Source organism: Phormidium sp. FACHB-1136 (genome assembly GCF_014697375.1).
GTDB lineage: Bacteria > Cyanobacteriota > Cyanobacteriia > Phormidesmidales > Phormidesmidaceae > Nodosilinea.
This window is the reverse complement of the sequence record NZ_JACJRS010000063.1, coordinates 1-19,218: the sequence shown is the minus strand read 5'-3', so window position 1 is coordinate 19,218 and position 19,218 is coordinate 1. Positions and strand designations below refer to the sequence as shown.

At 59.1% G+C, this 19,218-nt stretch carries 15 protein-coding genes; 12 read left to right on the top strand and 3 right to left on the bottom strand.

The window, feature by feature from the left end:
• The first annotated feature begins 65 nt into the window (after positions 1–65).
• The 4 genes from H6G62_RS17490 (at position 66) to ctpC (ending at position 3,872) form a co-directional block, all read left to right on the top strand.
• Positions 66–488: a hypothetical protein gene (locus H6G62_RS17490; RefSeq protein WP_190497451.1), complete on the top strand. Its 423-nt coding sequence runs from the start codon at positions 66–68 to the stop codon at positions 486–488.
• Positions 489–744: 256 nt separating this feature from the next.
• Positions 745–1,476, top strand: a complete 732-nt coding sequence (locus H6G62_RS17485; RefSeq protein WP_190497473.1) for a TPM domain-containing protein — start codon at positions 745–747, stop codon at positions 1,474–1,476.
• 216 nt (positions 1,477–1,692) lie between these two features.
• Positions 1,693–2,436 (top strand): DUF4033 domain-containing protein, encoded by a 744-nt coding sequence (locus H6G62_RS17480; protein WP_199325079.1) that lies wholly within the window; start codon positions 1,693–1,695, stop codon positions 2,434–2,436.
• A gap of 137 nt (positions 2,437–2,573) precedes the next feature.
• The gene (gene ctpC, locus H6G62_RS17475) at positions 2,574–3,872 is read left to right on the top strand and encodes a carboxyl-terminal processing protease CtpC (protein ID WP_190497448.1); all 1,299 of its coding nucleotides are present in this window, start codon (positions 2,574–2,576) and stop codon (positions 3,870–3,872) included.
• A gap of 75 nt (positions 3,873–3,947) precedes the next feature.
• On the opposite strand, the gene H6G62_RS17470 is transcribed toward ctpC, so the two are convergent.
• The 3 genes from H6G62_RS17470 to H6G62_RS17460 all read right to left on the bottom strand — a co-directional run bounded on the left by H6G62_RS17470 (position 3,948) and on the right by H6G62_RS17460 (position 9,348).
• The gene (locus tag H6G62_RS17470; protein ID WP_190497446.1) at positions 3,948–5,336 is read right to left on the bottom strand and encodes a heterodisulfide reductase-related iron-sulfur binding cluster; all 1,389 of its coding nucleotides are present in this window, start codon (positions 5,334–5,336) and stop codon (positions 3,948–3,950) included.
• Between the two features lie 146 nt (positions 5,337–5,482).
• Positions 5,483–8,065, bottom strand: a complete 2,583-nt coding sequence (locus H6G62_RS17465) for a CPBP family glutamic-type intramembrane protease (protein ID WP_190497444.1) — start codon at positions 8,063–8,065, stop codon at positions 5,483–5,485.
• A complete protein-coding gene (locus H6G62_RS17460) occupies positions 8,062–9,348 on the bottom strand; it encodes a lipid-A-disaccharide synthase (RefSeq protein WP_190497442.1) in 1,287 nt (428 codons plus the stop codon). The genes H6G62_RS17465 and H6G62_RS17460 overlap by 4 nt, the downstream gene beginning before the upstream one ends.
• Before the next feature lie 208 nt (positions 9,349–9,556).
• Here H6G62_RS17460 and H6G62_RS17455 point away from each other — a divergent pair, with 208 nt between their 5' ends.
• The 8 genes from H6G62_RS17455 to H6G62_RS17420 all read left to right on the top strand — a co-directional run.
• Positions 9,557–10,081, top strand: coding sequence for a CPBP family intramembrane glutamic endopeptidase (locus tag H6G62_RS17455; protein WP_190497469.1), 525 nt, complete (start codon positions 9,557–9,559; stop codon positions 10,079–10,081).
• 131 nt (positions 10,082–10,212) lie between these two features.
• Positions 10,213–10,542: a DUF2288 domain-containing protein gene (locus tag H6G62_RS17450; RefSeq protein WP_190497439.1), complete on the top strand. Its 330-nt coding sequence runs from the start codon at positions 10,213–10,215 to the stop codon at positions 10,540–10,542.
• A gap of 4 nt (positions 10,543–10,546) precedes the next feature.
• On the top strand, positions 10,547–11,614 hold the full coding sequence (locus tag H6G62_RS17445) for an AI-2E family transporter (RefSeq protein WP_190497436.1): 1,068 nt from the start codon (positions 10,547–10,549) through the stop codon (positions 11,612–11,614).
• Positions 11,615–11,885: 271 nt separating this feature from the next.
• A complete protein-coding gene (locus tag H6G62_RS17440; protein WP_190497434.1) occupies positions 11,886–15,284 on the top strand; it encodes an MHYT domain-containing protein in 3,399 nt (1,132 codons plus the stop codon).
• A gap of 113 nt (positions 15,285–15,397) precedes the next feature.
• Positions 15,398–16,555: an adenylate/guanylate cyclase domain-containing protein gene (locus H6G62_RS17435; protein ID WP_190497433.1), complete on the top strand. Its 1,158-nt coding sequence runs from the start codon at positions 15,398–15,400 to the stop codon at positions 16,553–16,555.
• Positions 16,556–16,716: 161 nt separating this feature from the next.
• The gene (locus H6G62_RS17430; protein WP_190497431.1) at positions 16,717–18,618 is read left to right on the top strand and encodes a bifunctional UDP-sugar hydrolase/5'-nucleotidase; all 1,902 of its coding nucleotides are present in this window, start codon (positions 16,717–16,719) and stop codon (positions 18,616–18,618) included.
• A gap of 202 nt (positions 18,619–18,820) precedes the next feature.
• Positions 18,821–19,039 carry a hypothetical protein gene (locus H6G62_RS17425; protein WP_199325078.1) on the top strand — a complete coding sequence of 73 codons (219 nt, stop codon included), beginning with the start codon at positions 18,821–18,823 and terminating at the stop codon, positions 19,037–19,039.
• A 77-nt stretch (positions 19,040–19,116) separates the two neighbouring features.
• Positions 19,117–19,218 (top strand): IS1 family transposase (locus H6G62_RS17420; RefSeq protein ID WP_199324940.1); only part of this gene is annotated, 102 nt, incomplete at its 3' end.

Genomic DNA, 19,218 nt, shown 5'->3' with positions numbered 1-19,218 from the left:
GCCTGACATTGTTCGCTGATCCACTCTTTTGGCTGGCCCTATCTCTATTTTTGGTCGCTGTTAGCGTGACGACAGTGCTATTGATGGCCGTGCCTGCCCTGCAAGAACTCGTTCGGGTTGCCCGCAGTGCAGAGAGACTGCTGAATACCTTAGATCGAGAATTGCCCCCCACCCTAGATACCCTGCGCCGCACCGGATCCGAAGTTACCGATTTGACGGACGAACTTCAGCAAGGGGTGCAGAGCGCAGGCCGATTGATTGGGCAGGTGGATGAAGGAATCACCTCCACCCGTCAGCAGGTGAAAACCTTGAACCATGGTTCCCGCAGCCTGTGGGTTGGGGTGCAGGCAGCTTGGCGGGTTTGGACTAGGCCCAGCCCTCCCAAACGCCCCAGGCCCAAGAAACTGGGCCATCGCCGATCCGCCCTCACCGAGGTGCGCCCCCCGGCCCCCCCAGACAATCGGCCTAGGGAGACCGAGGGGGATTAGGTTACCCCAAAAACTCCCCCGCAGCCTGAAGGAAAAATGAGTGGGATGTAAATAACTGTAAACAAAGTTATAGTCTAGATTAAGATCCAGGCACCTATCGTCGAGTGATCCTGTTCCACCTCTCGGTGCGCCATGGGGATGGGGCAAGGGCACTCCATAGCGTCCTTCTTGTTCCAGCCTTCCTGAGTGAATCCCTATGAGACAAGCTTTAAACGTTCTTCTGGTTTGCATCGTTAGCCTCTGTGTATGGCTGCCCATGGCCCCTGCCCACGCCTACGACAACCCAGAACTCTTGCCCGAGGAAGAGACCGCCATCATTGATTTGGCCAAGTCGCTCACCCCTCGCCAAGAGGAAGACCTTAACGCTCGTATCTCAGACTTTGAAACGGAAACCGGATGGAAACTGCGGGTACTCACCCAATACGACCGCACTCCTGGTCGGGCGGTGAAAGACTTTTGGGGCTTGGATGACCGCAGTGTGATGCTGGTGGCCGATCCTCGCGGCGGTAACCTGCTGAACTTCAGCGTCGGCGATGCGGTGTATGACCTGCTGCCCCGCACCTTCTGGATTGAATTGCAAACCCGCTACGGCAACCAGTTCTTTGTGCGCGAAAACGGCGAAGACAACTCGATTATGAGTGCCCTAGAATCCATCGAAACCTGTCTGCGCCAGGGCGGCTGTAATGTGGTGCCCGGTCTGCCTCAGGAGCAATGGGTGTTGACGCTAATCACCTCCATCGTCGGTGGTGTGGTCTGTGGCTTTGCCGCCCATCCCCGCAAACCCGGCCAAATCCTGGCTTGGCAGTGGGTGCTGATTTTCTCGCCGCTGTGGGGGATTCTGTTCCTGGCCTTTGGCATTGGCCCTGTTGTGACCCGCACCAGCGATTGGCTCCCCCTCACCCGCAACGTGGCTGGCTTCTTCATCGGTGCCCTAGTGGCCTATCTCACCCCCTCCTTCAACAGCCCCTCCAGCACGTCGGAAACCTAGGTTTTGGAGGCACTTCAGTAGGGTAGGCATCTTGCCTGCCCTGAAGGCCATCGCTACAACCAACATGGCTGTTCTACGATAATCGTCCCTAGCGGTGGGTGCTGACTTGGCATTCACCGCTTATTTTTCGGACGCTGCGCATGTCCGAATCTGTGAATTGGGCCACGGATGAGGGCTACGGGTTGGGTTGGCGAGGAAACCTGGAAGGCATCGGCCATGAGCGAGGCGTCAGCGATTACCCTAGATGAAGTTGCCCAATGGTTTGCTATGCCATCGCCCTCTACCCCTCGCCTTGGCCCCACGGATGCCATCGCGACCGAAAAGACGATTTACCATGACAGCCGCCTGGATCGCCTGTTTATCTGGCTGTTTCGGCGCAAAATGGCCAGCGCCCTAGGGCAGCGGGATATGGGCCAGGGCTATGACGGCTTTGTCACCCTATCCAAGCAGATTGTGCAGGGGCGCAACGCCCAAGAACAACAGGCTTTGGTGGCGACCGTGCTGCGTTCCTTGGTGCCAGCCCCGGTGTTGTGGCTGATTCGCACCCTATTTTCCCCCACTCGCCTGGTGTGTGAACTCAATGCCTGGTTTGCGACCCAGCTTTTTGAGTGGTTGGTTGGCCCCTGCGAAGTTACCGAGGTGGAGATCACCACCGAGGATGGCACCCAGCGACGGCAGCGCAGTGGGGTTCACATCAAAAAATGTCGCTATTTAGAGGAAAGTCAGTGTGTGGGCCTCTGTGTAAACCTGTGTAAACAGCCTACCCAGCGGTTCTTTACCGAAGACTTCGGCATTCCCCTCACCATGACGCCCAATTTTGAAGACTTTAGCTGCGAGATGGTCTTTGGCCAAGCCCCGCCCCCCCTAGAAACCGAAGCCGCCTACCAACAGCCCTGCCTCGTCCAGCGCTGTGAATTAGCCCCCCGAGAACCGCGTCCCTGCCCCAAGGTTCGCCTTTAACCCCTAACGCTCCTGGTCTCGCCACCCATTCCTCCATTTGGTCTCATCATGGAGACAGTTGCTTCTCTGGCCCTGCCCCCTCCTCAACCCGATGGTCTGTGCTAGATTGGGCGTAATTAGCTGCAAAATCACTTCCCATGACTATCGCAAAGCGAGGACTGATGTTAGGTGCAACCGCTCTAGCCGTAGCCGCTGTAACCGTGACCGGGGCAGGCATCCATCTGTCTCAAAGCAAGGCTTTCTTTGAGGAAAGCCCCAAGGAATTGATTGACGAAGTGTGGCAGCTAATTAACCGCAACTACGTCGATGCCACCTTCAACCAGGTGGACTGGGAAGCGGTGCGTACCGATTATCTCGGTCGCGAATATACCGATCAAGAATCCGCCTACGCCGCCGTGCGGGAAATGCTGGAACAGCTTGAGGATCCCTACACCCGCTTCATGGATCCCCAAGAGTTCCGCAACATGCAGATTGACACCTCCGGGGAATTGACCGGGGTGGGCATTCAAATTTCCCAGGACGAAGAAACCAAGGAAATTGTGGTGGTGGCCCCCATCGAAGATACCCCCGCCTTTGAGGCCGGAATTCGATCTAAGGACGTGATCCTAGCGATTGATGGCGAGCCCACCGAGGGTATGGAACTGAACGATGCAGTTAGCCGGATTCGTGGCCCCGTAGACTCTGAGGTGGTGCTCACCATTCGTCGGGGTGAGGAAACCTTAGAAGTGCCCATTACCCGCGCCCGCATTGAGATTCACCCTGTGCGCTACAACGTGCAAACTGGGCCAGAGGGATCCGTGGGCTACATTCGTCTCACCCAGTTCAGTGCCAATGCCGCCACCGAAATGAGCGCCGCCATCGAAGATCTCGAAGCCCAGGGCGTGACGGGCTACATCCTTGACCTACGTTCCAACCCCGGTGGTTTGCTCTATTCCAGCATCGACATTGCCCAAATGTGGTTGAACGAAGGTACGATTGTCTCCACCGTAAACCGCCAAGGAGTGGTAGACGAGGAAGTGGCCAGCAGCCGAGCTCTCACCAACAAACCCCTCGTGGTGATTGTGGATGGTGGATCAGCCAGCGCCAGCGAAATCCTCTCCGGGGCACTGCAAGATAATCAGCGGGCGGTGTTGGTGGGCACCCGCACCTTTGGTAAGGGCTTAGTGCAATCTGTCCGCAGTCTGGCCGATGGCTCTGGGGTAGCGGTGACGGTGGCCAAATACCTCACCCCCAGTGGCCGAGATATCAACAAGCACGGCATCGACCCTGATATTGCCGTTGAACTTACCGACGAACAACGGGAACAACTCGCCTCAGAACGCGACCTCATTGGCACCGTAGACGATCCCCAATACTCAGCGGCTCTCGATGTGCTCGTGCAGGAAATTCAGGAAGCCCGTGCTGGCAATAACGTCACCGCTGCCCCTGCCAACTAACACCACCCGCTATCCAACCTAGCCCCCCGGTTCTTTCAAGGAACCGGGGGGCTAGGCGTCATCACCTCGGCATTACTAGCGATTCTTAGTCAGGTCGGTGAGGGGCTTTTGCTGGATGGAAGCATCCAACAGTTCGATGGGATGCACTAAGGGCATCCTGTGACCCTGGTGGGCGAGGTGCTTTTGAATTTGTAGGGAGCAGCCCGGATTGGGGGACGCAATGAGTTGGGCTCCGGTGTTGACCAGATTGGTCACCTTCATTTGACCCAGTTCTTCGGCCACCTGCGGTTGCAGCATATTGTAGACCCCAGCACTGCCGCAGCAGAGGGCCGCATCCACGGGTTCGCGCAGGGTGACGCCGGGGATTTGGCGCAGCAATTGGCGGGGCTGGAGGCTGATTTTTTGGCCGTGGATCAGGTGGCAGGCATCCTGGAACACGATGGGGAGTTCGCCCTCGGTGAGGGGATGCAGGGGGGCGGTGAGGCCGATTTCCGCCAGAAACTCGTTGATATCGCGCACCTGGGCCGAAAAGGTTTGGGCACGGTTGCGGTAGGCGGGGTCGTCTTGCAAGATGTGACCGTATTCCTTCAGGGTGTGGCCACAGCCAGCGGCATTGATCACCACATAGTCCACCTGAGCGGCTTCAAAGATATCAATCATCTGGCGGGCCAGGGTTTCGGCCTGGGCCGATTCTCCTTGGTGGGCGGGCAGGGCGGCACAACAGCCCTGGTTGCGGGGCACCACCACCTCACAGCCGTTGGCGCTTAGGACTCTGGCTGTGGCGGCATTCACATCGGAGAAAAAGACCCGCTGCACACAGCCCAGCAACATTCCCACCCGATAGCGCTTTTCCCCTGCCGCTGGGATCACCTCCGGCACGAGGTCGCGGAAACTGTCGGCGGTCACCGAGGGCAACAGAGACTCCATCGCCGCTAGATTCGGAGAAATTTTGGGCAACAGGCCCGTTTGCTGCACCAGCTTCGACAAACCCAGCTTTTGATACAGATACAGCGGCCCCGCCGTTAGCCGCAGCCGATTGGGATAGGGAAACAGGTTAAAAATGAGGGCACGCAGCAACGTTTCAGGCAGGGTGCGGGGGTGGTTGCGCTGCACCTGGGGACGCACGGCGGCGATTAGTTGGTCGTACTGCACACCGGAGGGACAGGCCGTGGTACAGGCCAAGCAGCCCAGGCAGGAATCAAAATGCTGCACCGAAGCCGGAGACAGGGGCGCTTCCCCTTGGTTGATGGCGTCCATCAGGTAGATGCGGCCCCGTGGGGAATCCATCTCCTTGCCAATCACCCGATAGCTGGGGCAGGTGGTGAGGCAGAAGCCACAGTGAACACAGGCATTGATCAGGTCGGGGCTGGGGGGATGCAGGGCATCGAAGCCATCGGCACAGGGCGGCGACGCGGGGGCCAAAGAGGAGGGGGCAACCGAGGGCGAAGTCTCCGATGTTTGCATAGCCGAGGAGGTAACCAACGTTCCTAGCCTAACCTGTTGGCCGCTGGTTTTCCCTCCTATGGGGGCAGACGATCCCTAGAAAATTCAATCCTCAGAATAGGTTGATCCCAGGCCGATTCCCCCATGGGTGGAGGAATTGAACCGAGTTAGGACGGGGAACTCGTGGATCGCCATAGCCTCCCTTGGCTGAGCCACCCGGTACCCCAGTGGAAACCCACCCCGATCAAGAGTGATCCCGTGGCCAAGTAAAGGAGGGTGGTCAACAGACCGACCACTAGGGGACGACCGAGGGACGACAGGGATAATGGATCCGATGTCCAACGCCGCTGTTGCAGAGCATGGTAGGCCCACCACAGCCCCAGGCTGACCATGGCCCAAAGCCCCACCATCAGGGGTCTCACGCCCTCGCTGGGGTGGGGCAAGAGCAACACCCGAAACAGCAGTTCTTGCCAAAGGACGGGGCTAAATAGGGCGATCAGGGCCGCGAGGAAAGAGGGCGGAGGATGGGGCAAGACCGCAGCGGGCAGGCGGGCTTGAATCAGCCCAAACAGCCCTAACCCTAGGAGCGCCATCAGCACTTCCCCACCCGAGGGCATCGCCAGGGACTCGATCAACCTGGAAAAGGCGACGGGAATTACGACGAAATCGCCAAACAGCGGCGTGGGGGCCAGGGGCAGAAGGGTGGGATCTGCGCCGCCCACTTGGTAGGTGCCGAGGAACCAAAGATCCGCGCCCTGCTGAAGGAAAATGGCGGCCATGTTGTCGTAGGCTACGCGGGGAATGACGGTGCGCCAGCTCAGGAGATTGTTCAGCCAGGTAGTTTGGTTGGCAAAACGGCCTGCCGCTTCGGTGTCCACGGTCGTCACCTCTTCAATCCCCGTGAGCACGGAGGCATTGTCACGCCAGTCGGGCCGCACCATACCGAGGGGCACTAATTGGCCCTGTAGACGTTGGCTGAGGGCCACTAAGTCCTGAAATAGGGCGGTTTGGGGATCGTTGGGGTGATTGGCCAGCCACTCCGTAGCCAAGGGCGAACGGCTAACCTGGTTGCGCAATACCCGAATAGTTTCGTAGAGCGCCTGACTGGAATCCTGCACACAGGACTGGGCCGGGGTGACGATGGAGGCTCCGGTGCCATCCCCCGTGCGGTAGCGGGCCATCATCACCGTCAGTTGCCGCTCCAGTTCGGTCAGGGGTGAAAAGGTGAGGTCGCCCAGGGTATAGGTGTGGCTGAGGGCGGGGAGCAACACCAGGGCATCCCCGATGGGACGGGTGCCCAGCCAGCCTCGCTTCAGGTTGCCGCTATATTCCGCCCACAGGGTGCGTCCCGCCACAATACCCTGGGCGTTGTGGGAATACACCTGGTCGTAAATCAGCCGTAGCTGGGGTTCCTGGGTGAAGGGATCGGTGACAACTTCCCCCAGGCCAAAGGCAAAGTGCCCCGTGACGGTGCCCGGTACCGAGCGCGGTTCCGCCAGGTCGCCGCCAATGCCGCCAAAGAGATGCAGCAGCAACAGGCGATCCCCCACCGCCCAGGTTGGGTTTACCGTGCTTTCTTCCGGATTGGCCTTGGCCTGCACCAACACCGAACTGATCTGCCCCTTGCGCTGGGGGGTATTGCGCCAATTGCCAAAGCGAATATGGTTCAGCCCTTGGGCTTGCCCTACGAGCAACTGCTGGGGCTGAAGCTGAAACAGCCGCCGGGGCACGATGGATCGCACCACCAGGGTACCCGTGGCATCGGGGGCACCATAGAGATACCAGCCCGCTTCTCCAGCGGAGGACTGGGCCAACTCCTGGGGGGTAGACTGAAACACGCCCGTTCTGGGGTGGGCGGGCACCTGGGGTAGGTGAACGGTTTCCGTGGGGCCATCAAAGGCTTGGCTGGCGGGGTTGTAGTGTCGCACCTGCACCAAGTCGCTTGGGCACACCTCTCGACCAGGGCACTGATCGGGCCTAGGCCCATCCGCCACTGGCCCTAGGATTTGCACCAACCCATAGAACCGCTCTGGGATTTGGGTTGGCATGGCGTCGATGAGTAGCACCGGGTGGCCCTCCGGGTCGGGCTGGCCCAGCACCACCGGGGGCAATGCCACCAGCATATCGTCCTGGGATCGAGTTCCAGCTAAGGATTGCAGCGGCCCCACCTTGGCCCAGCCATTCAGCCGAGTGGGGTGAACAATGCCCTTGGCGAGACTCCCTAGGGCGGCGGCGTTGAACTCAATGCCGCGAGTGACTAGGGTCAAAAAGGTCTGGGTTTCCGGCGTATCCTGCCAGCCCAGCCGCACCCGCTGCCCAATCCACGCCGCATCGGGGCTGGTCAAGACCTCCATCCACACCCAGTCCGTACCACTGGCCTCGGCGGTAGCTTGATCCGGCAACATCAACCGCCCCGCCCAATCCGCCACGGGGAGGTAGTTCTGGGGCGGGGTGGGTTGAATCGGTAGCGGTGTCGTCCAGATGTCCGAAAATTCGGTATTCCGGGCTTCTAGGGTTGGGCTCTCCAGAGTTTGGCCCGTCAGATGGGGGGGCGTAATCGCCAGAGCATGAGGCACTTGGCCCGCCATCGGAGCCGTCATGGCCCCAAACCAGCCCCAGGCCAAACCCATCAACCCCGTCCAAAGGGCCAACAGCCCTAAAGACCAACGCCGCCAGGGTGTTTTACGGACTCGGTTGCGAGACGGTCTTTGGGGCCATCGAAGGCGAGACCCAAGGCCTAGACGGTTCATGGGCGATCCTGGGCGATGTCTAACACAATTTCGGCGAGGCGGCGGGCGGCTCCGGCGGGGCCACGAACGGCCCGCAGGTTTTCCCGCATGGCCGCTAGGGTGTGGGGTTGGGTGAGGTAGTCCGCCGCTTGGTCAGCGACGGCCTGGGGGCTGAGGGGGCCGAGCAATTCTGGCACAATTTCCGCCTTGGCCCACAGATTCGGCCATGCAAACAAACGGCCTTCTTTATGAATCTGCCGCAAAATTACGGTATTGATCGCCTTGGCAAAGGCATCCCCCACTAGGGGCAAGTTGGCCAGCAACCCCGGAATGCCGTCCCACGCCTTCATCGCCGATAGCTTTTGGGTGGGCAGCAGCACGATCATCGGCACCCCCAAAGACCCCAGTTCAGCGGTGTTGGCTCCCACGGTGGTGAGACATAGCTGAAACTGGCTCATCAGATCGTAGGCGGGTTGGCGTTGCCACAGGGCCACCTCCAGGCCATCGGCGGTGCGTAGGCTAGGCAGGGCATTGGGGGCCACCACTAACTCGGCGGTGGTGGTGCCCTCAAACAGTTGCGTATCAGGATTGTGTTGGGCATCGGCAAACTGGGCCAGGGATTCCAGGGTCAACAGGGGCGCAACGGGAATCACAAACCGCACCTGGGGATACTGGCGACGAAGGGCGGCGGCGGTGGCCAAACAAAAGGGGAGGCCCACGCTCAGCTTATTGGCCTTGGAACCGGGCATGATCCCCACCAAAACCTCGCCGGGCTGAAGGTTTAGCGTATTTCGCAGGTCGGACAGGGTGTCGCTGGCGGGGGCCACATCGGCCATCAGGTCGCCAATGACCTGGCATTTGTGGCGAAACGGGGCCGGAGCCGCGTCTACGATGCCGGGAGTCATACAAGCGATGCCGTCCACCCAGCGATGCCAACGGGCCTCCCACTCGGCGTAGATCACGGTGCGATAGCCCAACCGTCGCCCCAAAATCACCGAATAGACCTGATCGCCACCCAGAAATAGGACAACGCCGTTCGGCCACCAGTCCCAAGGTTCAGCCGTTTTACCCCACAGCAAAAACGGGAAAAAATGCGCCGCTCCCTGCACCCGATCCACCCCCGGAATTTGCGCCGCCATCGCCGCCTCCCGCCCAGAGGCATTAGTACAAGGGGACAACACCACGGAAATGCGGAGAGTCTGATCCGCCGAAACCTGCGCCCGCAATGCCTGCACCACGGGCCGCACCCAGGTCGAAATTTCCCCCGGCCCATTGGACAAAATCAGAATATCCAAATGCTTCATACCTAAATACGCTTTCTTCTCCCGACTCCCGACTCCCGACTCCCGACTCCCGACTCCCGACTCCCGACTCCCGACTCCCGACTCCCCGCCAATTCCCCTCCCTTCCTCCCTCCGCTAGAATAACAGTGCCGTTGCCCTGCCCCTGCCTGTGACCCCGCCCCCCGGCCCTGCGTTGGAACCCTTGACCCGTGCTCAAGTGCTGATAGCCATGGGGGTGACTGCCGTGGTGCTATTGGTAATTGCGAAGGCGTGGCTATATTTTGAACCGACTAAGCAGCTCCCGATGACGCTGTCCTGGTACGATGCTGGACTGGGCATGGCCCTAGGAGGCGGAATTACCCTGGCCAGCGCCCTGCTCTATGAAGGGTGGGGGCACTATCGCCAAAGTGCGGATGAGTATTTGAAAATTGTGCTTCAACCCCTGCGCTGGCCTGATTTACTATGGCTGGGGTTGCTTCCGGGCCTCAGCGAAGAACTGCTGTTTCGGGGGGTGATGCTGCCCGCTATCGGCCTCAATGGTCTGGGAATTTTGGTGTCGGGGGCGAGCTTTGGCGTGTTGCACCTCAGCAGTTTGCAGCAATGGCCCTACGTGGTGTGGGCAACGGTAATTGGCCTACTGTTGGCCCTCAGTGCCGTGCTCACAGGCAATTTGCTGGTGCCCATTGTGGCTCACGTCGTCACGAACCTGGCCTCCAGTGTGGTGTGGAAGCTACGCCAGGTGAACCCAGCCTAGGGGCAGGGGCGAGGGCGATCTGATAGCCTGGAAGGGAAGCGTAATAGGCATCGACACCCCCTAATCGGTATCTCCTAGACAACGCTTTAGCCCATCTCCCTGATCCCGCCTTCCATTGCACCTTGAGATCTATGACCCAAGACCTAAAAGCCGAACTAACCGAAATGGTGGGGCCAGCGGAATGGCGGTGGCTCAGTCCCCACGCGGATCGAGGGGCGGTGGTGTTGGTGGATGAAAGGCTGGACTTGGCCGAGGTGGGGGTGGCCATTGCCACCGATGATGTGGCGACCGTCAACCGTTGGCTGGCCGAAGCGCTGATCGCCAAACCCACACCGATGCAGCTTGAGGAATGGGGACAGACCTGGGGCAAGCGGTTTCAGTCGTTGATCGTACAACCCTTTGTGCTAGTGCAGGATACCCTTACCCCAGAGGTGCCCCTGCCCGATTTTCCCCCCGGCTAGCCCTATGAAACTTGAGGATTCCCAGAAAGAGGCTTCCCCCCCTGCCGAGGTCGGCCTTTGGAGCATGGTGAACAACAGTGTGCTGATTCGCTTTTTGCTGTTGTTTGCCAGCGGTTGGGCGATGATCCAGCTTTTGGCCTACTTTCGGGTGTTGATCGTGGTCTTTGTAACGGCCATGATTTTGGCGTTTTTGCTCAGCCATCCCGTCACTTGGCTGTGCCGTTGGCTCCCTAGGGGGCTGGCCACGATCCTCGTTTTTCTGACTGGGCTCTTGGTGGCGGTGGGGCTGTCCCTCACCCTGGGCACGGTCGTGATTTCCCAGGGGCAGCAGTTGGTGGCGAATCTGCAAGGTCTATCGGCCTCGGTGATACCCTGGATGGCCGATCTCGATAACCTGTTTCAAGCCTGGAATATTCCGGTGCAGGTCGAAGGGTTGGAACCCCATTTGCAAAGTCAGGCGGTGTCGGTGCTCACGGCTGGACTGGGCTTGCTCCAGGCCACCCTAGCTAACCTAGTACTGGCGATTTTAGTAGCCGTAGTCACACTGTTTATGATGCTGGATGGGGCCAAGGTGTGGTGGTGGTTGCTAAAGCATCTGCCCATTCGCCACAAGGAACGGTTTAACACCGTAGTACAGCACAATTTGCTGGGCTTCTTTTGGGGGCTGTTGGTGTTGTCCCTCTTCTTCGGTCTGTCCACCTTTTTTATTTTTTTGTTGCTGGGCATCCCCTATGCCGCCTTTCTGGGGCTGATGGCGGGGCTGCTGGATCTCATCCCCGGCATCGGGGCCACCCTGGGCGTGGGCACCATCACCCTGCTGCTGCTGTCCCAGGGGGTGTGGGTTTCGCTGACGGCACTGGTGGTCTGTGTAGCATTGCAACAGGTGCAGGAAAATCTGCTGTTGCCCTACGTGATGAAAGATTCCCTCGATATCAACCCAGTGGTGATGTTTTTTGCGCTGATCGTAGGAGCTACCGTAGCCGGAGTGCTGGGGCTGTTTTTGGCGGTGCCCGTGGCGGGGGTGATCATCACCTGGCTCGAAATTGATGCCATGCGCGGCAAGTCGTCGTGAGGTCTAAGCGATGTCGTCGTGAGGTCTACGTAATATCAACGGCTCGCCGATGATTGATCTGACCTTTTCCCCGGCATTTTTTCTGACCTTTTCCCCAGCATTGTCAACGATTCATACGGATCTCGCTGGTTACAGTTGTATACAGCGGGTGTATGTCATGGTTGTTATAGCCTTTAAAATCGTATCTATTGATACCGTAACCCTTCCCCTCCAGCATGGGTCATGGTGTCGATGGGCTTATTAGGTTGCAGAATCGTTAGGAGTCAATGCCATGGTGGAGTTCGCGGCCAGTGGGGTCATCCTAGGGCAGTACAACCTGGGGTTAGTGGGCTTGTCGTTAGGCATGGCCACCCTAACGGCCTACACCACCCTGAATCTAGGGCGGCAGGTGGCGACAGCGGTGGGAACGCTGCGCTGGCTGTGGCTGGCGGGGGGTGGATTGGCCATGGGAGTGGGCATTTGGGCTACCCACTTTGTGGCCATGCTGGCCTTAGAAATGCCGATTGTGATCCACTACGACCCCTTTATGACCGGGCTATCCTTAGTCTACGGCGTGATAGCAGCCGCAGCGGCTCTGTGGCTGGTGGAGCGTCCCCAGGCCCAGCGCCTCACCCTGGGGGCTGGGGGCACCCTGATGGGCGGGGCCATTGCCTGGATGCACTACACGGGCATGGCCGCGATGAAGATGCCTGCTCAACTGACCTATCGCTGGCCCCTAGTGGTGGTTTCTGTGGGCATTGCGGTGGTGGCCTCGGCGGTGGCGTTGACTTGGGGGCGAGGGGGGGGGGGACACCTACCCTCAGACCACCCTGCGACCGTAGACCCAGCGGCGACTTCCAACAGACGGCGATGGGCCGTGGTGATGCTGGCAGGGGCCATTGGGGGACTACACTATACGGGCATGGCGGCGGCTCAGTTTTTGCCCGATCCGAATCAGCCCTTCGGGGTGGCCCCGTTGCACCAGGTGGAGGTGCGCTGGCTGGCCCTGGCGGTGGGGTTGGGGGCAGGGTTAATGCTGTGGTTGGCGTTACTGGTGGCCTGGATTGATCAGCGGCTTCAGCAGCAGCGGTTGCGGGCGGCGGCTTTGGGTGAGAGCGAACAGCGCTTCCGTACCCTCATTCGGGACATGGGGGTGGGGGTGTTGATGCTGAATGCCGAGGCGGAGATCCTGATTGCCAACCAAGCCGCCCGACGGCTACTGCACCTGCCGGATCAGCCAACTGCCCCCCTGGTGTTTGGGCAGTCGGCCCCGCTGCTGCGGGAGGATGGCCGCTACTTTGCCCCCCATGAATTGCCCGTCCAGATGGCCATTGCCCACAAAGTTCCCTGCCATGATGTGGTGATTGGGGTCAGTTGTCGGCATGAGGACTCGCCGTGCTGGCTGCTGGTGAATGTAGATCCCCAATTGGACTCCACGGGGGCCGTGGAGCAGGTCGTCTGCACCTTCAGCGATATCACCATCCAAAAGCAGGCGGAGGTGGCGGTGCGGGCCATTGCTAACCGGGAAAAGGCCACCACCCGAATTGTCCAGCAAATGCGCCAAACCCTAGAGCTGGAAACGATTTTCAGCGCTACCACCCAGTCCCTTCAGGGGTCGATGGGCTGCGACCGAGTATGGATTTATCAGTTCAACCCCGACTGGAGCGGCACGGTGGTGGCGGAGTCCCTCACCGACCCCCTGGCCCAGTCCACCCTAATCCGAGATCCCAGCGGCAACCAACTGGTGGAGGAGGACAACTGCGGCGCACGGCACCTACAAAGCCATCCCCTAGAGGACAGCTATCTCCTGCTGGAGGATACCTACCTAAAAGAGACCCAGGCCGAAACCTATCGCAGCAACCGCACCTTCCACTGCGTCAACGATATCTACACCCGGGGCTTTAGTCCCTGCTATCTGGGTTTTCTGGAACGGTGGCAGGTGCGCGCCTATATTATCGTGCCGATTTTTGCCGGGGGGCAACTGTGGGGGCTGTTGGGCATTTACCAACACTACGAACCCCGCCTGTGGACGCGTCACGAGGTTAAGCTCTTACTCCAGGTGGGCAACCAACTGGGAACAGCGGTGCAACAGGCCGACTTGTTGCGACAAACGCAGCAGCAGGCCCAGGATCTCGCCCTGGCCAAGCGAGCCGCCGATGCCGCCAGCCAAGCCAAGGGCGAATTTTTGGCCAGCATGAGCCACGAACTCCGCACCCCCCTCAACGCTATCCTGGGCTTTACCCAAATTTTGAACGATGACCCCACCCTGAGCGTCGATCATCGTCGTCTCATCGGCATTGTGAACCGCAGCGGCAATCACCTCTTGGGGTTAATTAACGATGTGTTGTCCCTTGCCAAAATCGAGGCCAACAAGGTCACTCTGGAGGAAGAATCCTTCGACCTCCAACACCTGTTGCAGGGGGTGAAGGATATGCTGCAAATTAAAGCTGAGGACAAGGGTCTTTACCTCTTGGTGCCGCCCTCCGATTATTGGCCGTCAGGGACAGCCCAGGCTACGCCCACCGTCCAGCAACTGTGGGCCGATGCGGGTAAGCTCCGGCAAATTTTGATCAACCTGGTGGGCAATGCCATTAAATTTACGGCCCAGGGCAGTGTGGTGGTGCGATCTCGCCTAGAACCCAGCCCAGCCATCGTGGCGGATACGGAGATCGCCAAGTCCCATCGTCTGGTGATCGACGTGCAGGATACCGGGGTGGGCATGGCCCCAGAGGAACTCCCAAAGCTCTTCCAGCCCTTTGAGCAAACCCAGTCAGGGCGTCGGACAGCGGAGGGCACGGGCCTAGGGCTATCCCTCAGCTACAACTTTGCCAAGCTGATGGGGGGCGACATTCGAGTCGAGAGTACACCGGGCGTCGGATCGACCTTTACCATCAGCCTACCCGTGGGCCTCACCACCCTCGACACCGCCCCCCCGAATCCCGCACCCACGGAGGATTCGGCCTACTTCCCCATCCTGCGCCTAGGGGATCAGTTCATGGGCCAGCGGATTTTAGTGGTGGATGATGGAGTGGAAAGTCGGCTGTTGATGCGCCACTGGCTAGAGTCGGCGGGGTTTGAGGTCTGCGAAGCCAGCAACGGCCTAGAAGCCCTCGACCTGTGGGCCAACTGGCACCCCCACCTGATCTGCTTAGACATGCGGATGCCCGTGATGGATGGCTACGAGGTGGCGCGACGGATTCGGCAAGCGGATCCTAGGAGCCCTTCCCCCGGTGCAGGGCAAGAACCTGGCCTGAAGGGACAGAACCCACCCGATCCAGTCATTGTGGCGGTTACGGCCAGTGTGTTTGAGGAACAAAAGGCGGACTGCTTGGCGGCGGGCTGCGACGAAGTATTGCCCAAGCCCATCCAGCGGGAGGTGCTGCTACAGCACATTGGGCGCTGGCTAAACCTGGCTTACCAACACGCCGAGGTACAGCCAGCGCTAGACTTGAAACGGGAGTCGATGTCCCTGAGAAATCGTCCCCTCATTCCGGCGGACTTTGAGCATCTACCCGCCGACTGGCTGACCCAACTGCGTCAGGCCGCCCAAGCCGCCGATGATCGTCGGGTGCAGGAATTGATCGCCGCCCTGCCTCCCCAGCAGCACGTCCTTGCGGATCAGTTAGCCCAGTTAGTTGATGATTTTCGCTTAGACATCATCCTAGACTTAACTGCCGTGCCCACCGCCTAGCGCCCCAGCCCTAACCCTTCATCCCCCAAGCCTGGTAATTCCCCCTACCTGCCCCGCTGGAACGTTCCCTTCGGGGCAGCAGTTTTGATCCTCGTTCATTCTCTGTAGACCGTATGATCACCACCGATGCCCTCGCGACCGAGGATGTGGATATTCTATTGGTAGATGATATCCCCGACAATTTGCGGGTGTTGTCTACCATCTTGGAGGGCCGGGGATACCACTGTCGCAAGGCCATTAGCGGATCCATGGCGATCCAGGCCGTTGCTGCTCGCCCGCCGGATTTAATGTTGCTGGATATCACTATGCCCGCCATGGACGGGTTTGAGGTGTGTGAGCAACTCAAGGCCGATCCCCATACCCAGAGCATTCCGATTATTTTTCTCACCGCCCGCGATGCCGAAGCCGAAAAGGAACGGGCCTTTGGCCTCGGAGCCGCCGACTACATCGTCAAACCCTTTAAGGTGTACGAAGTGTTGCTACGGGTGAAGCACCAAATCAACCTACGACGGCAGCAGCACCAGCTTGAACACCAAAACCAACTGCTCCAGCAAGAAATTCGGGAACGGCAAACCGTGGAGGCTGAACTGCGCTACCAACGCCAACGCTCGGAGGAACTGCTGGCCAATGTGCTGCCCTTCCAAATTGCCCAACGGCTGAAGGAAAATCAGAAAGCGATTGCTGACTATTTTGACGGCGTCACCATCCTATTTGCCGACCTAGTGGGCTTTAGCCGAGCCTCGGCCCAAATGTCGCCCAGCGACCTGGTGCGCCAACTCAACCGCATCTTTTCCCGCTTTGATGAACTGGCCACCCGCTACGGCCTGGAAAAAATCAAAACCATTGGCGATGCCTACATGGTGGCGGCGGGGGTGCCCATCCCTCGGCTAGACCATGCCCAGGCCATCGCCCAAATGGCCCTAGATATGCAGGCCACCATTAGCGACTTCCGCCGTCCCGATGGCCAACCCTTTCAATTGCGGGTGGGGATCCATTCCGGCAGTCTGGTCGCCGGGGTGATCGGCATTCGCAAATTTAGCTACGACCTCTGGGGCGATACCGTCAACATCGCCAGTTTTATGGAATCCAGCGGCGAGGCAGGCAAAATTCAGATTTCCGATCCCACCTATGCCCTACTGAAGGAAGACTTCATCTGCGAACCCAGGGGCCACCTCACCCTCAAAAGCGGCGACCCCATGGCCACCTACTGGCTGGCCTCCCAATCTTCTCTCCCTTCGGTAGACCACCCAGATCTGAGGCCGGGGGGCTAAGGGAATGAACCGCCACCATCCCCGCCGTGGTAATGTTGCTGTCCCCAACAGGCGGTGCCATGCCTGGAAATAGCGTTTTCTGAATAGTGTGGCCAGAGGGCCTCGGTGTACAATTTTTTGGCCCTGATCCCTACGACCTGAAGTTGTGAGGCTGGCTACCCATGCAAAGTCCTGCTCTCAATCGCCGCACTTTCTTGAAAACCTCTCTGGCTGTCGCCCCTGCTGTCATGTTGTCTTCCCACGCTCTAGACGCCCTCGCGGCTACCCCCGGCAAGCGAATGTTCTCCATCCTCCACACCAACGACATGCACTCCAACGTGGTGGGGGTGGGGCCGCTGCAAGACTACACGCCGCTACAGTTGGGCGACGACCAAACCAAGGGCGGCTATGCTCGCCTGGGGGCGTTGATTGCCCAGCGCAAGGCCGAACTCGGGCAGCTTGGCCCTGTTTTGGTGCTGGATGCCGGGGACTTTAGCATGGGTACCGCTGTAGCCGCTGCCTGCCGAGAACTGGGGGCAGAACTGCAACTGATGGCCGCTATGGGCTACGACGCCACCACCTTGGGCAACCACGAGTTTGACCTGGGGCCAGATGGCTTGGGGCAGGCCATTCAGCGGGCGGCGGATGCGGGCGAGATTCCGGCCATTGTGGTGACGAATAGCGATGTCAGTGCCGACTCGGAACGCTTGGCTGACCTGCAAGACCTGACCCAGCGGGGGGTGCTTCAGCCCTACCGGATCATTGAGCGGGGTGGGCTGCGGTTTGGCCTAGTGGGCATCATTGGCTACGACGCCTTTAAGTACGCGGCGGATGTGGGTGCCGTGACCTTTGGCGACCCGATTGAAACGGCCAGGGCGGCGGCGCAACGGCTGAAGCGGCAGGACAAGGTGGATGTGGTGATTGCCCTTAGCCATGGGGGCGTGGTGAAGCGCCCGGATGGGTCTTTCCAGGGGGAAGACCTGAACCTGCTGGAGGCCATTCCTGAACTCGATTTGGTGATTGGTGGCCATACCCACAGCGAACTACGGGAGCCGCTTTTGGTGGATCATCGCCCCGTGGTGCAGGCGGGCAAGTATGGCGAACACCTGGGCGAACTGGTGCTGAGCCTAGAGGAGGGCCGAGTGACGGTGGAGTCCTATCGGCTGATTCCGGTGGATGACCAAATTCAGGGCGATGCCGCCATTCAGGCCCAGGTGGAACGCTTCCTGCGACAGTCGGGGGAGATCACCTTTGCCCCCCGTGGCTATGCCACCAGCCAACCCCTGGTGATGATCACCGAAGACTGGCCCATGGACTACGGGGATATTGAATCCGGCACGCCCCTGGCCAACGTGGTGACAGATGCCCTACGCCTTGCTACCAACAGCCAAATCGCCTTCACCGCCAACGGGGCCATTCGGGCTGGGCTAACCAAGGGCAACACCGGGGTGCAAACGGTGTACGACATCTTTACCCTGGCTCCCCTCGGCAACGGCATTGTGGATCCCACCGCTGGCAGTGCCATGGTGAAGGGCTATTTCACGGCGGCGGAGATCAAGAACATCCTGGAGTTTCTGCTCATCGACGATCCCAACCATCCCGGCGAATACTACCCCAGAACCTCCGGCCTGCGGTTCTACTACGACCCTAGCCGCCCCCGCTTTGACCAAGTTACCGCCCTAGAACTGGGCAACCTGGACGACGGCTACACCCCCCTCGACCTCGCTGCCCCCACCCTCTACAGCTTTGCCACCAGTTTGTACATCGGCTCCATTCTGGTGTACATTCCCCAACTGACTAAAGGCGCGTTGCCCCTCCAGCCCAAACAGGCCGATGGTAGCCCCCTCACCCGCAAAGACGAGGCCATCGTTGACCCCAGGGAATCCACCAGCCCCTACGTTCTCCCCGCCACCACCCACCTTGGTGCCGACCTCGCCGCCATCAATGCCGCCAGCCGCGAAATTAAAGAATGGCAAGCGATTATGGATTACCTAGTCAACCTGCCCACCAAAAATGCAGATGGTCTTTCCATGCTGGTGAAAGATGACCATGCTAGGGAAGTCCGGGGCATTAAGGCTCGTTAAATAAAACCGATTCCGCCCAACCCTACGCCGGGGGGACGGTAACGCTAGTTTTGATTAGAGCCTGAGATTGTTGTATGGGGAGGATTCCAGCAATGTTAAGAGAAATCTTAAGTTGCAGGACATCTAGGGGATCGAGTATTTATACTGGTTCTTAGCCTCTTGTCCATAGAAGCTAATAGCTACGAGAACTGGAAAAGAAAGAATGTCTCTTATTTCACAAGGAATTGCAAAAGGTTTAATTAAACTTGATGATGAACAAAAATACATTACTTATGTTCATCAGGGAAAGAAAAGAAACTATGCAAATCCTGAAGAGAAAGTACAGGCAGAAACATTTCTTGAACTAATTCAAACCTATGGCTATGACGCCAAACGAATTCGCTTGTTTGTGCCTGTCACTATGGGGTCATCTGTTAGGTAGTGCATTAATGCACGGGACAGAGGAAAATCAGGCTACGCCACCACGATAATCAGGGAGACAAACGCATGGCCATCGAGATGACCTGTCCGACCTGTGGGTCTCACGATATCTCCAAGAACGGCACCAGCCATCGCGGGAAGCAAAATTACAAGTGCCGGGACTGTGGCCGTCAATTTGTG